The sequence below is a fragment of the Collinsella sp. LCP19S3_H3 genome (assembly GCF_052119145.1).
Lineage (GTDB): Bacteria > Actinomycetota > Coriobacteriia > Coriobacteriales > Coriobacteriaceae > Collinsella.
The window spans coordinates 137,025-151,587 of the sequence record NZ_JBQKFW010000005.1 but is presented as its reverse complement, the minus strand read 5'-3'; the positions used below and the strand labels follow the sequence as shown (position 1 = coordinate 151,587).

General features: G+C 59.0%; 10 protein-coding genes. 4 read left to right on the top strand and 6 right to left on the bottom strand.

Annotated elements, in window-relative coordinates; genetic code table 11:
• Positions 1–501: 501 nt before the first annotated feature.
• From ACTQZF_RS04305 to ACTQZF_RS04290, 4 genes are all read right to left on the bottom strand, one after another.
• Positions 502–2,742 (bottom strand): DNA gyrase subunit A, encoded by a 2,241-nt coding sequence (locus tag ACTQZF_RS04305; RefSeq protein ID WP_441016473.1) that lies wholly within the window; start codon positions 2,740–2,742, stop codon positions 502–504.
• A 45-nt stretch (positions 2,743–2,787) separates the two neighbouring features.
• Positions 2,788–4,785: a DNA gyrase/topoisomerase IV subunit B gene (locus ACTQZF_RS04300; RefSeq protein ID WP_441554633.1), complete on the bottom strand. Its 1,998-nt coding sequence runs from the start codon at positions 4,783–4,785 to the stop codon at positions 2,788–2,790.
• Between the two features lie 254 nt (positions 4,786–5,039).
• The gene (locus ACTQZF_RS04295; RefSeq protein ID WP_441554632.1) at positions 5,040–9,407 is read right to left on the bottom strand and encodes a hypothetical protein; all 4,368 of its coding nucleotides are present in this window, start codon (positions 9,405–9,407) and stop codon (positions 5,040–5,042) included.
• 154 nt (positions 9,408–9,561) lie between these two features.
• Positions 9,562–10,566, bottom strand: coding sequence for a helix-turn-helix transcriptional regulator (locus tag ACTQZF_RS04290; protein ID WP_441554631.1), 1,005 nt, complete (start codon positions 10,564–10,566; stop codon positions 9,562–9,564).
• A gap of 297 nt (positions 10,567–10,863) precedes the next feature.
• Here ACTQZF_RS04290 and guaA point away from each other — a divergent pair, with 297 nt between their 5' ends.
• Complete coding sequence (guaA, locus tag ACTQZF_RS04285; protein ID WP_427794284.1) at positions 10,864–11,844, top strand: glutamine-hydrolyzing GMP synthase; 981 nt, start codon at positions 10,864–10,866, stop codon at positions 11,842–11,844.
• A gap of 279 nt (positions 11,845–12,123) precedes the next feature.
• Complete coding sequence (locus ACTQZF_RS04280) at positions 12,124–12,744, top strand: DUF5714 domain-containing protein (protein ID WP_441554630.1); 621 nt, start codon at positions 12,124–12,126, stop codon at positions 12,742–12,744.
• Between the two features lie 102 nt (positions 12,745–12,846).
• Here ACTQZF_RS04280 and ACTQZF_RS04275 read toward each other — a convergent pair whose 3' ends face one another.
• Positions 12,847–13,320 carry a flavodoxin family protein gene (locus tag ACTQZF_RS04275; RefSeq protein ID WP_370450617.1) on the bottom strand — a complete coding sequence of 158 codons (474 nt, stop codon included), beginning with the start codon at positions 13,318–13,320 and terminating at the stop codon, positions 12,847–12,849.
• Between the two features lie 59 nt (positions 13,321–13,379).
• Positions 13,380–13,844: a response regulator transcription factor gene (locus tag ACTQZF_RS04270; RefSeq protein WP_441554629.1), complete on the bottom strand. Its 465-nt coding sequence runs from the start codon at positions 13,842–13,844 to the stop codon at positions 13,380–13,382.
• Positions 13,845–14,004: 160 nt separating this feature from the next.
• Between ACTQZF_RS04270 and ACTQZF_RS04265 the strand changes: the two genes are divergently transcribed.
• Together ACTQZF_RS04265 and ACTQZF_RS04260 are read left to right on the top strand one after the other, a co-directional pair.
• A complete protein-coding gene (locus ACTQZF_RS04265; protein WP_441554649.1) occupies positions 14,005–14,154 on the top strand; it encodes a hypothetical protein in 150 nt (49 codons plus the stop codon).
• Positions 14,155–14,183: 29 nt separating this feature from the next.
• Positions 14,184–14,516, top strand: a complete 333-nt coding sequence (locus ACTQZF_RS04260) for a hypothetical protein (protein WP_427719385.1) — start codon at positions 14,184–14,186, stop codon at positions 14,514–14,516.
• The last annotated feature ends 47 nt before the right edge of the window (positions 14,517–14,563 follow it).

Below are 14,563 nucleotides of genomic sequence, written 5' to 3'. Positions count from 1 at the left end.
GGGCACGCAGGGCCGTTTGTGCTCGCACGGGAAACGTCGTCGCCGTATGGGCGGCCAGTCGCATCCGATTAGTCTTTTGTTAAACAGACCTTTCGAGTGCGCACGAAGTGATTGCGCCAACAACAAAGCCCCAACCTGCTCGCTAACTCATGGGCAAGCCACCTGAGACTACTCATTTCCCCTACTAGCAATGAAGGCCTGCGACCTGCAGTTTTGCAAACTGCTTGAAAGGCGCCTGCGTTGATTCGCTTCCTATTGCAGCTGGCGGCTCGCACACGAAAAGGCACTTGAGTTTCAAAGCGGGCGTTTTCGTCGATATCGAACCTCTAAAGGCTGTCCGCCGTGCCCTTTGGAATGAATGATGGGCTTATGTCTGTTCCTCTTTATGCGACATTTTGTCTATAGGGATGATGCTGCTGTAATGCATGGGGCCCGGAGCGCGGCATTTACTGCGCTCCGGGCCCCACTGTTTTGAGAGTTTATGGCGGCTCTGCCGTCGTCCTAGTCAAACAAACTCGGCATGTCGTTTTCTTTCATGAGGGCACCGGCGGAGGGGAGGCTCTGCGCAGTGAACTTCTCGGCCGAGACGCCGGCGCCAAGGATTTCCTCGGTCGTGCCGACGGTGGTGACCGAGCGACCCTTCTTGGCGGTAAAGGCCTGGACGCCCTGCGTGTTGGTGGTCGTCTTGGTCTTGAGCAGCGACGTGTTGAAGTTCATCAAGCGGTAGTCGCTCGAGACCAGCGCGATGTCGCGATCCTCCTTGAGCACCTGGGCATACAGCAACTTGCTGCCGCCGTAGATGGCGTTCTTGAGACGCTTGCGGTTGGTCTTGGTAACGTATCCAGAAAGCGCGACGCGCACCACGCGACCGTTCTCAAAGACGAACAGCACGTCGGCCTTGTAGTCCTCGGGGTCGATGACCCAGATGACGCTCTCGTCGGGTTCCATCTCGAGGTCGGTGGGCAGGTACGAGCCCAGCTGGGCCGACTTGGTGTCCTCAAACGCCGCAACCTTGCACTTGTACACCTGGCTCTTGTTGGTAAAGACCAGCAGCTCGTGGGTGTTGGAGGACGGGAACTCGATAAAGGGTTTGTCGCCGTCTTTGTATTTGAGCGTCGCAGCCTTCTTGAGTACGCGGTCCGTCATCTTCTTAAGGTAGCCATCGCGCGAGAGCATGATGGTCACCGGGTACTCCTCGACCTCGGGCTCCAGGCTTACCTCGATAACCTCATGGGGCTCAATCCTGCCCGTGCGGCGCGGCATCACGTACTTCTTGTTGACCGCAGCCAGCTCGTCGCTGATGACCTTCTTGATGTTCTCTTCGCTGGAGAGGATTTCCTCTAGCTCGGCAATCTCACCCTCGAGCTTAGCGATGTCTTTGGTGCGGTTGAGGATGTACTCCTCGTTGATGTTGCGGAGCTTAAGCTCGGCAACAAACTCGGCCTGGGTCTCGTCGATGTCGAAACCCTTCATAAGGTTGGGCACGACCTCGGCCTCGAGCTTGGTGCCACGGATGATGGCGATCGCCTTGTCGATGTCGAGCAAGATCGCCTCAAGACCGTGCAGCAGGTGCAGGCGCTCGGACTTTTTGCCCAAATCAAAGTTAATGCGGCGACGCGTGGACTCAATACGCCACTTGACCCACTCGTGCAGGATCTGGCGTACGCCCATAACGCGGGGATAGCCATCGACCAGCACGTTAAAGTTGCATGAGAACGAATCCTGCAGCGTAGTCGAGCGATAGAGCTTGGCCATGAGCTTGTCGGGGTCGACACCGCGCTTAAGATCGATGGCGATACGCAGGCCCGAGAGGTCAGTCTCGTCGCGGATGTCAGCGATCTCCTTGACCTTGCCCTCTTTGGAGAGCTTGACGATGCGATCGATGATGACATCGGTCTTGGTGGTGTAGGGGATCTCGTAGACCTCGATAATGCGCTCTTCGGGAATCCAGCGCCAGCGGGAGCGGATCTGGAAGCTGCCAAGGCCGGTCTCGATAATCTTTTCCATCTCCTCGCGGCGGTAGATAATCTCACCACCGGTCGAGAAGTCGGGCATGGGCATGTACTCGAGCAGATCGCAGTTGGGATCCTGCAGGTAGTGCATGGTGGCGGTGCAGACCTCGTTGAGGTTGAAGCCGCAGATGTCAGACGCCATGGCGACACCGATGCCCTTGTTGGCCGACACAAGGATGTTGGGGAACGTGGTGGGCAACAGGCGCGGCTCCTTCATGGCACCGTCGTAGCTGTCGACAAAGTCGACCGGGTCCTTGTCGATGTCTTTGAAGATCTCGGCACTGATGGGGGAGAGCTTGGCCTCGGTGTAACGCGAGGCGGCGTAGCTCAGGTCGCCCGAATAGTACTTGCCAAAGTTGCCCTTCGACTCAACGAACGGCGCGAGCAGCGCCTCGTTGCCAGTGGCCAAGCGCACCATCGTCTCGTAGATTGCGGCGTCGCCGTGCGGGTTGAGCTTCATGGTTTGACCCACGATGTTGGCGCTCTTCTGGCGCTCACCTTTGAGCAAGCCCATCTTGTACATGGTGTAGAGCAGCTTGCGGTGCGAGGGCTTAAAACCGTCGATCTCGGGGAACGCACGCGAGACGTTGACGCTCATGGCGTAGGGCATGTAGTTGACCTCGAGCGTCTGCGTGATCGGCTGATTGGTGACCTCGGAGTGCAGGCCGATGACGTTCTCGGCGTTGACCTGCTTTTTCTTTGGCTGGTTCTTCGTCTTCTTCTTTGCCACGATTTCCTCTTGAACTTCTTATGGGCCGTCGTTATCGATTTGCTGCTACTGCAGGTCCAGCTGGTCCAGGTATTCCTTGCCGTGCTCCGAGATATGGCGCTTGCGGCCCGCCTCGTCGCTGCCCAGCAGAAGGTTGAACATGGTCTCCATCTTGGTGACGTCTTCGGACTCCACCTTGATCAGACGACGCGTCTCGGGGTTCATGGTGGTGAGCCACATCATGTCCGGGTCGTTCTCACCAAGACCCTTGGAGCGGTTGATGGAGCACTTCTGGTCGCCGATCTCCTTAAGAATGCCGTTCTTCTCGAGCTCGGTGTAGGCAAAGTAGGTCTTTTCTTTGCAGTTGATCTCGTAGAGCGGCGACTCGGCGATATACACGTAGCCTTCGTCGATAAGCGTGGGCACCAGGCGATAGAGCATGGTGAGCACGAGCGTACGAATGTGATAACCGTCGACGTCGGCGTCCGTACAGATGATGACCTTGTTCCAGTTGAGGTTGTCCAGGTCGAAGGCACCGAGGTTCTTGATGCGCTTGTCCTTGATCTCCACGCCGCAGCCCAGCACGCGCATGAGGTCCATGATGATGTCGGACTTAAAGATGCGCGGATAGTCCTCCTTTAGGCAGTTGAGGATCTTGCCGCGGACGGGCATAACGCCCTGGAACTCGGCATCGCGCGAGGTGCGAATGGCGCCTGCTGCCGAGTCGCCCTCTACGATGTAGATCTCGCGGCGGCTCTTGTCCTTGGAGCGGCAGTCGATGAATTTCTGCACGCGGTTGGCCATGTCGGTCTTCTGCTGCAGGTTGGTCTTGATGCTCTGGCGCGTCTTCTCGGCATTCTCGCGCGAGCGCTTGTTGATGAGCACCTGCTCCATGATCTTGTTGGCGGCATCTTTGTTCTCGATCAAGTAGGTCGAGAGGCGCTCCTTAAAGAATGCCGTCATGGCCTGCTGGATAAAGCGGTTGTTGATGGCCTTCTTAGTCTGGTTTTCGTAGGACGTTTGGGTGGAGAAGCAGTTGGTCACCAGCACCAGGCAGTCCTGGACGTCCTGCCACTTAATGCCGCTCTCGTTTTTGTTGTATTTGCCCTGTTGCTTAATGTAGGCATCGATGGCGCTGGTGAGGGCACTGCGGGCCGCCTTTTCGGGTGAGCCACCGTTCTCGAGCCAGGAGGAGTTGTGGTAGTACTCCTGCATCGTGAAAGTGCGCGAGAAGCACATGCAAGCAGTGATTTTTACGTTGTAATCGGGCAGATCCTCGCGATCGCGACCGCGACGGTCGGCCTCGATAAAGAAGGGCTCGGTAAGGTAGTCGGCACCGACCTTTTCGAGCACGTAGTCCTCGATGCCCTTGGGATAGCAGAAGTCCTCTTCGGAAAACTCGCCGTCGTCGCCCTCGATGCGCAGCCGGAAGGTCACGTTGGCGTTGACCACGGCCTGGCGGCGCATGGTCTCGCGATACCAATCGTGGGGGATGCTGATGGAGGTAAAGACCTCAAGATCGGGGCGCCACTTGATAGTGGTACCGGTGCGGTCCTCGTCGCTGGGCTCAATCTCGAGTGCCTTCTTTTTGGCGCCGACGACCTTGCCCTTCTTAAAGTGCAGGGAGTACTTGTTGCCGTCGCGCCAAACCGTGACGTCCATGTATTCGGAGGCGTACTGGGTTGCGCACGAGCCCAGGCCGTTGGTGCCGAGCGAGAAGTCGTAGTCGCCGCCCTGGTTGTTGTTGTACTTACCGCCGGCGTAAAGCTCGCAAAAGACGAGCTCCCAGTTAAAGCGCTTCTCGGAGGGGTTCCAGTCAAGCGGGCAGCCGCGGCCGTTGTCCTCTACCTGAATGGAGCCATCGCGAAAGGCGGTAAGGGTGATGAGCTTGCCGTAGCCCTGGCGCGCCTCGTCAACGGCGTTGGACAGGATCTCGAAGGCGGCATGCGCGCAGCCGTCGAGCCCGTCCGAGCCAAAGATGACGGCGGGGCGCAGGCGTACGCGCTCCTCGTCCTTGAGCTGACGAATACTGTCGTTACCATAGTTTGCGGTGTTCTTTGCCATGCTCGCTCTCTCGATGCTCCTTTGCCGCGTTTTAGTCATATAGATAGTCAAGGTAGCATAGCCCAGCCCTTGGGCGATTCCAACCAACACGAAATCCATCGAACAATCGTTCGGAGTTCGATGGGGATTCGTTTGCTCGCACAAAACCGAGTCGGTATTGTACGAGTAAGTTTGAATAGCGAACCGAAGTTGTAATGCCCGCATAGCGATGACGAATGAGCCGAGTCGGCGTCTCTCACAAAAGTAACTAGGAGCTAGCGGGGCCTATCCGAATTGACCTCATTGGCGGTATCGGCTTCGAGCGCCGTGCGGCGGGCGCTGTAGGCGACGAGGCCGGCGCCTGCCGCGGCGAGTGCTGCAGCGGCTGCCGTAAGGGGAGCGCATGTATCGCCCGTGCCCGCAAGCGCGCCCGCTTTTCCGGGGCGCTTGCTATTGTTGTGGTCCTTGCCGCTGCTGGAGCTGCTTCCGCCGGAGCCGCCGCCCTTGTCAGTACCGCCGCCACTCGAGCCGCCACCGTCGTCCGCCGTCATCGGTGCATCGTGAAGCCCCGTCGTATCCGCGCTGTCGCATAAGCCGACCTGAACTTCGGAGCGTTCGCATGCCGCGTCGGGCACATGAAGCTCGTGCAGTACGGCACCCAGCGCCGAGTTTGCACCCGGCCGAATTTCCTCGAGCGTTACGGGATCGAGCGCCACCAGATTATGCGCCTTCGCATACAGCGTTACGCGTTTGCCCACTTCGTCGCTCCAACTCTCGGGGATGGCGAAGCTCATGCGGAACTGTGCCGTGCAACCCGGTGCCAGCACGGCGTTGCCGTTGTCGGCTACCAGCGGGTGCGTTGCAAAACGTGCGCCCAGCGTCTCGAGCGCGTACTTCACGTGTGCCATGTCTTTGGCCGAAGCATCCTCGGCAAGCTCTGGATCGTAGATCGAAACCATGCGTGCGTTCAGTCCGAATCCGATGGATGCGCTGGAGAACGGCTGGCTGGAGCCCTCTCGGTACAGATCGATCGTGCCGGCGGTCAGCAAGGTGTTGCCGTCGTTTCGCACCGTGACCATGAAGGATTCGCCTGCTGCTCCGGGTACCACCGCGCCCGAGGTAGCGACCGCGCCCGTCGGAGTGGCACACGCCACCAAGGGCACTTCGATGCCGTGCAGCTCTGCCTCGCTCTTCTCCGCGCTCACAATGTGCGTGGCGAGTGCGGAGAGCATGCCTCCCGACGTCAAAAATGTCGTTATCTGATCGACGGGATGGTCCAGCTCGCACATCACGAACGGCTCCGTGAACAGATCGCCTGCCAAGGTGCTGGCGAAGATGCGGAAGTGCTTGCCCATCACTGCTACCGGGTTGCCTTCTTCGTCGTAGGTTTGTCCCACCTTGCCATCGGTGTTCTCTACATAGAGCACGCACCTGCCGTTGTTGCTTACGCTAAACGATGCCGGGCCACAGCCTGCGGCACCCACGGGCTGCGTTGCAAATGCCGATGCGCCTCGCGTCCAAGTAATATGCTGCAGTTGCTCGTTGACGGTTGCCAAAAAGCCCGAATGTTGTGGCCATGGCACCGCATGAGGTACCGTGGCGTCTGGTGACATAACGTCCCAGCACGCAATGGACTGGCCGATCACGGCGTACGATGCGCAGCCGCAACCGTCTGCGGTCTCGTACGCAACGGACACCACCATTTTGCCGTTGATATTCTCGGGCTTGCCCAGCTCGATACTCGACGGTGCTTGCGGAAAGCGGAGGACCTGACGGAACGTGAGACTGTCGCCCAAATCATCCGACCACAAGGTAAAGCATTCCAGCGCAACCTCGGCCTCGCTGCCGAGCGCCTTTTCTGCGGTGGTTCCGCGGCGGTGGAGGTAGGCACCCGACAGGCGCCCGTCGACGAGCGTCTTGCCCACCGTGATACGCGGGCACTGCAGACAATGGTAGCCATCCTCCTGAAGGCGGCCGCGCGAGATGCTGCGCCACGACGTATGCGACACCACGCGAACTTCGCTATTACTTATGCGCAGGCGCACGACGGACAGTATGCCGGCTGTGCTTGCCGTATCGAAAAGGGTGTTGTCACCGGCGGGGCGCTCGCCCGAGATCAGCAGCACGTAGGCGTCCTGGTTTCCTCTTCCGTCCGTATATTCCACCACGTCGAAATCGTAATCGAATATGCCGTCGCGCTCCACGTCGCCCTCGCCAAACCCAAGGGGAAAGTCCACGGGAGTGGGAGCGGACCACGTGCCGTTTGCCTTTGTGTGCACCACCAGGCGCGAGCGGCCATTGTCGCCGTAGCGCACCGAGGCGATACGGAACTGGCATTCTACGCCGGCAATCATTGCCAGCTTCATGTGAGCTTCGCTGAGCACGCCAGCAAACAGCACGTTGTCGCTCGAGGGTTTTATGCCGCCACGCTCGTCCTCCGATACACCAGCAGAATTGGCGTTGGGGTCCGCAACGGCGTTCGTCGCCTGCCCGATATAGGTGTACTCATACATCGGCGCGGCTTTTTCGTCGTTCTCTATCAGTGTATGGACGAAATGCTCGATCTGTCCCGTGTCGTCGCTTTCTGCATCCGCCTCGAGCTCAATGCGCGTGACCGCTTGATCCCAATCGCGCACGACAGGCGCGACGTTTACGGCAGTGGCCTTAACCTCGGCGCGTGCGAGCAGCTCGGCGTTGGTGACGATGGTGGCCGATGCGATAAATTGCGGCACGCCGCCTGCCTCGGCGTTGCCGGCCGTGCCGAAGCGGGCATCCAACGTGTAAGGCGTATCTCCACCCAATGCGAGCTCAGAGCGCTGGAGCACATACTGGTTGCCATTGTTCACCGACATATTCCACGAATCGAGGAGTGTGGGCCACGACCCCGACCAAGCCTTGGTGGTCCACTTGAACATTACGAACTGGAGTATCACATCGACATCGACGTCTGCACCTACGCGCAGTCGCGGAAGCTGGTGTCCATCTGCCTTCTCGTACCCAATGAACAGCGTGAGGGATGCGGCGCCGCGCACGGCAGACGACGCGACGCCTGCAACGCCGGCGCCAAAGGTGACGGCAAGCCCAATCTGGATGGTGAACGAACCCGAGGTGTTTGAATAGTCGAGCGAAATGTTTTTAAAAAACGCCGCGCCGCTGCCGTGCGTGTGGGCACCCACGGCGAGCGCCAGCTTCGCCAGCACCCAGGGGTTGACGTTTAGGAAAAACGGCACCGGTCCTAGGGTAAACTGCTCGGTCCAATTGAGGTCGGTTCTTACCTGGAAGAGGGCCTTAATATTGCCAAATGCGGGGTCGTTGTTGTCACCCCAGGTTTTGCCCACCCAGTCGTAGGCGAGCGATCCGTACAGCTGTGTGGCGATATCCATCGTAAAACGCGGCGTGCAGTGGTGACGAAGCAGCTTAGTGTTCCTTGGATCGGTGCCCGAACCGGCACTCATACTTTTGTACTGATTCCACTTCCCCTCCATCTCGTCGAGGTAGCGGTTTGCCTGCTTGGCGCCCGACTCGCGCGGTGACTTCTTCCAGTACTCCGGATCCGGATTGCCCGAATCGTTTATGTAGCCGACCGGTTTGTATCCTCCGCCAAACAGCACGTATCCGGCAAAAGAGAAATCGAACAAAATGGGGAACGAGGGCATCCAGCACGTGAACTTATTGCCGCCGATGCCGGGAAACGCCGCCGGGAAATCAAACGGAGTAATCTCTTGGTCCATGGTGGTGGGGACGATAGTGGTCGAGCCCGATTCTGCCTTTGCGGCCGGCGCGGTGACAACGGCCATGGGGGAGGAGAGTGTATAGGTCTTGCCCTGATAGTCGAGGACAAAGCGCAGCTTGCATCCTTCCTCCAGAAGGCCCGAAGCTGCATCGAGGAACGTGTCTTCGAGTGTGAACGTTGCCAGATTATCCGAACCCGATGCACTGGCCTTGACTTGGCCAATTTGCGTGACGGTTTCGGATGAGCTGCTCGTGGCGGGCATTACCTTGTTGATGCACAGCGTTGCCTGTCCACCCTGTGGCAGATGTGCCTGCACGGTAAAGGCGTGCGTGTCGGGTTGGTCGTTTCCGGCGTCGTCCTTCGGCAGTGCCATGAACGTGGCGTCGGCGTACTGGATGTCCCACTCGTCGAACGTAAGCTGGCGAAAGTACGGCTCACCGTCGGAAAGCGGACGTGTGGGCGCGGTAATGGCGGTGCCGCCCTGGATGCGCGTGAGGGGGATCTCGACATCACGGTAGCCCGCCATGCTGATGGAGATGCCACCGTTAAAGTCGTACGCGTCGAGAAGCGTTGCCTGGTCCACGTAGCCTTCCGAAAGCGGCGCGACCTCAAAGATGGCCGTGCCCTCGTCGTCGGTAGTGGCGGAGATCTGCTTGCCCGCGGCATAACGCGACGCGAGCGTGACCTGGGCTCCCTTGATGGGCATATTCTTGTTGGCGACGTCGACCACGACCACACCAAACATGGTGCGCGAGAGAACGAGCACCTTGAAGGGGTCTTCTTCGTCGGCATAGGCCTCGGTGGGGGCGAATGGCAGTATGAAGGCGTTTGCGCTGCTCGGCACGCGAGGCAGCATGATGCCTGCCAGCGAGGATGCTCCGGCGATAAGTAGCGAACGACGATCAAGCATTTTGGCTCCCATCCCGCAAATAACGGAGGAAATAATCCTATTTTGCGAGAAGGTGCCCCGTGGCGGTAGTGCCGTTCAAGGGTCAAAATGTCCAAATTGATCGAGCGAAGCGCCGGGTTCCGGAACGCGTTCGATGCGCTTGGCAGCCCGGTCGCTAACGCAACATATGCGCGACCAGCTCGGCGCGAGTTCCGATACCAAGCTTGGCATACACTCCTGATAGGCGGTTTTTAACAGTGCCCGGCGATACTTCCATGTGGCGTGCGATTTCGGCGTTGGTCCATCCGCGGCAGGCGAGCATGGCCATGGTGAACTCCGTGGTCGTTAAATCGTCGGCCACGTCCTCGCCCGAATCGGGGTTGTGGATGCGCCGCCAGCCGTAGCTGAATCGATACGTAACCTCGATGATTCGTGCGAAATCGTCAGGGTATTGCGCTTTTAGGCACGCATCGATGAGCCCCTGTAAAAGGCCGTGGTGCTCGCCAATGAGCTCGATGAGGCCGTCGGGGCGCGCAATGTCCCAAGCGGCTCCGAAATGTGCCTTTGCGGCGTCGATGTCCTTGAGGCTCATGCATGCCATGGAAGCCGCCAGGTGCAGGAACAGTTCCGAGATGGGATAGCTTCCCTGTTTCATGATCAGGGCATTTTCCACCATGCCCAGGCTGCGGCCGTATTCGCCGCGCAGATACAAGGCGTGCGCCATCACGTAGCTGGCGAACAGGCGCAGGCCTTCGGGCAAATGCGACGCAAGCGGATAAAACTCTTCGGCGGAATACGGCGAAGGCAAGTGCAGCAGGACGCTCGCGGCCGAGGCGAACAGGATGTGCATGGCGTGGACGGCAGGCGATTCCTCGTCGGCCGGCGTATCGAGGATGCCAGTAAGGCACCGGCGGGCATCGGCGATACGGTTGAGCGACAGACTGGCGTATCCGCAGATAAAGCATGCGGAATAGCGCAGTGCGGGGTCGGTGGCGTCAAGATAGGGGCGCGCCGTCTTGGCAGCGAGGGTGGCCTGTCCGCGAAAGTACAGCGCTTCTGCCGTGGCAATGGCGCGCGAATCGGGGTCGGAAATGCCTGCAACCGCAGCGTCAATCTGCCCCGGCACAAAGGCGGTGCACATCAACGGCATGGGAACGCAAGGGTAGCCATCGCAGTCCATCTTCCATCTCCCAACAGCTGGCAACAATAGCAGCAATTGTACTCCTGTTACTCGGGACTGGAATTTGCGGGTATGGCATACGATTGCGCAGAACGTATAAAGGAAGAGTCTATTGGCGATGCTGCCAAGGTGGCTACCGAAGCCTAGCTGACCTCGACAGTAGGAAAAATTGCCACCCCTGCAAAAAGCTTTGTCGCAGCGATGGGAAACACATCTTGTTCTGCATATAATGAGGTCATATGACGGTGCGTTTGCATACGTGTGACGCATTCCCATCGAACCGAAAAGGAGCTTTGCATGGATTCCAACAAGCGTCCCGACGACATGGTGCGTATCACCACTTCCGAACTTGCCCAGGTGTTCATCGATGAGCAGGTCGCTGCAATCCGCGAGCAGATCGGCGACAAGAAGGTCCTGCTGGCCCTTTCCGGTGGTGTCGACAGTTCGGTTGTCGCGGCCCTGCTCATCAAGGCCATCGGCAAGCAGCTTATCTGCGTGCACGTGAATCACGGCCTGATGCGTAAGGGCGAGAGCGAGCAAGTCGTCGACGTCTTCAAGAACCAGATGGACGCCAACCTGGTCTATGTGGACGCGACCGATCGCTTCTTGGATAAGCTCGTGGACGTCGAGGAGCCCGAGGCCAAGCGCAAAATCATCGGCGCCGAGTTCATTCGCGTGTTCGAGGAGGAGGCCCGCAAGGTTGGCGACGAGGTCAGCTTCCTCGCCCAGGGCACCATCTACCCCGACATCCTGGAGTCCCAGGATGGCGTGAAGGCCCACCACAACGTGGGTGGCCTGCCCGAGGACCTGCAGTTTGAGCTTTGCGAGCCCGTCAAGCTGCTGTACAAGGACGAGGTCCGCGTCGTGGGCCGCGAGCTCGGTCTGCCCGAGAACATGGTCGAGCGTCAGCCGTTCCCCGGTCCCGGCCTGGGCGTCCGCTGCCTTGGCGCCATTACCCGCGACCGTCTTGAGGCGCTGCGCGAAGCCGACGCCATCGTGCGCGAGGAGATCGACAAGGCAGGTCTGACCATCTGGCAGTACTTCGCCGTGGTGCCCGACTTCCGTGCCACCGGAGTGCGCGAGGGCAAGCGCGCCTACGACTGGCCCTGCATCATCCGCTGCATCAACACCGTCGACGTGATGACCGCCGAGGTGCCTGAGCTCGACTGGGCACTGCTCAAGCGTATTACCGCTCGCGTCACAGCCGAGGTTCCCGGCATCTGCCGTGTGTGCTACGACCTCACGCCCAAGCCCGTCGGCACCGTTGAGTGGGAGTAAGCTTTTTGGGCTGCTTTGATCATAGTTCCATGAATGGGGAGGCCTCGCGCGATTGCGCGGGGCCTTCTTTTTCGAAAAGAGCTGCCGTCGTGGTGTTGCCACTGTCCATCGTGCTTGCCATCGCCTCTGGTGTTGCTCCTGAGCAGGGCTGGTTTGCGACGAGAACTAGCAGGGCTTGTTGGCGGCACGAGCGAAGTAGGTTGTTTCGCATTGAGCGCGCCGGGCAGAAGAAGGCCATAATGGAGTGTGCGCACAATTTGTTTTAGAGGAGGATGCCGCATGGCAAAAGACGAACAAACAGGCTGGATTGTTGAGATGCTCATGGCCAGTGTGTCGGTGGCGCCCGCGGCTCTTTTGGAAGAGGTTATGGCAGATGAGCGCTGCGTGGCTTTTGGCCCCATCCACCATTTTATTGTGGGCGCGGTGCTGCTTGCGTGCTGGCGCAACGCCGAAGCATCTGGGGAGCGAGATGCGATGCTCAAAGACGATCTTGCCGATTTGATGTCTCGGTCGGATTGCGTGCCGGGGGCGACGTGTGCCCGTTGGGGCGTGTGCGGGGCAGCTGCGTCTGCGGGCATGGCATATGCAATCGTGCGCGGCAATGCGCCGCTGCGCAGTGAAGGCTGGCAGGAGGGGCAGCTTATGGTTTCGGAGCTGCTTGCCGCCATCGCGCGCTCGGGAAGCCCACGGTGCTGCAAGCGAGATGCGCGCGTGGCGATTCGTGAGGCCGTTTCGTTTTTTAACGCGCTCGGCGGACCACAGCTTAAAGCATGGGAGAAGACGCCAGCCTGCGATAGCTATGCGGTCAATACAGTGTGCATGGGCGAAAAGTGTCCGTATCATCCTGCGATGCTGAGCGCTGAGGAGAGATTGAAGGCACAAGCGACGAAGCCAGAATGACCGACCTTGCGGCGCCACAAGTTGGCGCCCATATGCAACGGACACCCGCTGTCGAGTAGGCGTCCGCTAAGTTAATCAAATGTAGATGGGATTATCGGGGCATTAGACCCTTGTCGTCCTCACCAGATGGGCCATGTTTTCCCCGAGCTGGCGCAGCATGTCCTCGCCAAAGGGGTCGTCGCCGCTGTTAAACATCATGTTCCAGTAGGTCGACGAGGCCACTGGCATGCCACTGAATGTAAAGCAGCGGTTCAGTTCATCCAGTGTTGAGGTGGACCCCGCCCGCCAAAGCGTCGTCACCGCGCATGCCGGCTTGCCGGCGAACCGTCTTCCGTGCACGCTCGCGGCGTAAAACGCGCGGTCGAGCAGCGCGAGCAACGCGCCGTTTGCCCCTGCAAAGTAGACCGGCGTACCCACCACGAGCTCCTGGGCGAGCGTCTCGGAGATCGCCTTTACCGCGCGCTTGGTGGCACAGTACACGCCCGAGAGCGGTCCGACGTTGTAAGCGCCCAAGCTGCTCACGTTGAACACGTGGCCGGAGCGGCGGGCCCTCATACCGGGCAGCACCGCGCGCACGGCATGGCGTTGGTTCTGTGCGCAGGGGCCCCTTGCTTTTGTGTGCGCGAAAGGGGCAGTTATTCGTCACATTCCCGCGCAACGTGCTCGTTAAGCTCCTCTTGGCTTACCGGACGCCCCTGATTAAGCATCAGGTATTCCATGATTCCCGTTTCCTTGCGCGTAAGAGATAGAGCCTCACTGTCCACGGAAGCGATGCGCGCCTTGGTGTCAAAGCTGAGCTTTCCGCAGGGTAAAACTATGTCGCTTTGTGTAAAGCGTCTGAGGGTAAGGCTGCGGATCCTTGCCGCAAGCTCGTCCAGATGAAACGGCTTGGTGAGGTAATCGTTGGCGCCGGCATCGAGTCCGGAGACTTTAACGGATACTTCACCACGCGCGGACAGAATCAGTACCTTGGTCTCGCAGTCGGGCAAATACGTCTGTCCGCAGGGTGTGCTCGAGGGCGCCATTCCGCTGGCCATTGCCAACGCCGGTATTTGATCTGCGCTGGGGTGGCTCTTTATCTGGAAACTTGTCGTTCTCATTGCCGTGGTAGAGCTGAGCGTTTTGTTCTACCGCCCCTTCTGCAAATGGATTTGTTCACTCGGCGCATTCTATGCGCTCATGAATAAGGTGTCCCTACTGGGGATTCGGGTTGACGCATGCAAATGTGTCTCGTGCGGCAAGTGTTCAAAGGTTTGTCAGATGGACATCGATGTGGTCCGCGCGTCCAATCATGCCGAATGTATCCGGTGCGGAAAGTACATCGGGGCCTATCCCGTCGATGCCATCAGCTATCGCTATGGCCTGGATGTGTCGGCAGCAAAGCTCCCTTTGACCGCCGATAAAAAGTAAACAAGCTTCGACAAAACGGAGGAATGACCATGAAGCTTTCTAAGATTGCGGCCTTGTTTATGGTGCCGGTGCTGGCCTTGTGTCTTGTGGCATGTTCGGCGCCCGGTGGCAACGCGAGCGAATCTACGAGCTCCGACCCTAAGATCGCGGAGCTCATCGCGCAGGAGCCGACCAATGCCGACGAGGCCGCCGAGCTGTATGCGAAGCTCATGCAAAAGGAGAACGATATCCTTTCGAGCGATAGCGCACTGTGGGAAAAGGTGTTTCTTGCCGCCAATAAAGATATGCCGATGATTGAGGACGGCAGCAATTACGGCGATTTCCTGCTCAAGACCATCGACGGCGCCAAGGTAAACATCTGATCCTGCCATGGAGGGACTCCATGGCAGGATCAGATCATTGATGTTGA

Bases quoted from the DNA above. Each gene is read 5' to 3' on its own strand.
- guaA (WP_427794284.1), top strand. From the start codon at position 10,864: ATGGATTCCAACAAGCGTCCCGACGACATGGTGCGTATCACCACTTCC.
- ACTQZF_RS04265 (WP_441554649.1), top strand. From the start codon at position 14,005: ATGGACATCGATGTGGTCCGCGCGTCCAATCATGCCGAATGTATCCGG.
- ACTQZF_RS04290 (WP_441554631.1), bottom strand. From the start codon at position 10,566: ATGGACTGCGATGGCTACCCTTGCGTTCCCATGCCGTTGATGTGCACC.
- ACTQZF_RS04260 (WP_427719385.1), top strand. From the start codon at position 14,184: ATGAAGCTTTCTAAGATTGCGGCCTTGTTTATGGTGCCGGTGCTGGCC.
- ACTQZF_RS04295 (WP_441554632.1), bottom strand. From the start codon at position 9,407: ATGCTTGATCGTCGTTCGCTACTTATCGCCGGAGCATCCTCGCTGGCA.
- ACTQZF_RS04300 (WP_441554633.1), bottom strand. From the start codon at position 4,785: ATGGCAAAGAACACCGCAAACTATGGTAACGACAGTATTCGTCAGCTC.
- ACTQZF_RS04270 (WP_441554629.1), bottom strand. From the start codon at position 13,844: ATGAGAACGACAAGTTTCCAGATAAAGAGCCACCCCAGCGCAGATCAA.
- ACTQZF_RS04280 (WP_441554630.1), top strand. From the start codon at position 12,124: ATGGCAAAAGACGAACAAACAGGCTGGATTGTTGAGATGCTCATGGCC.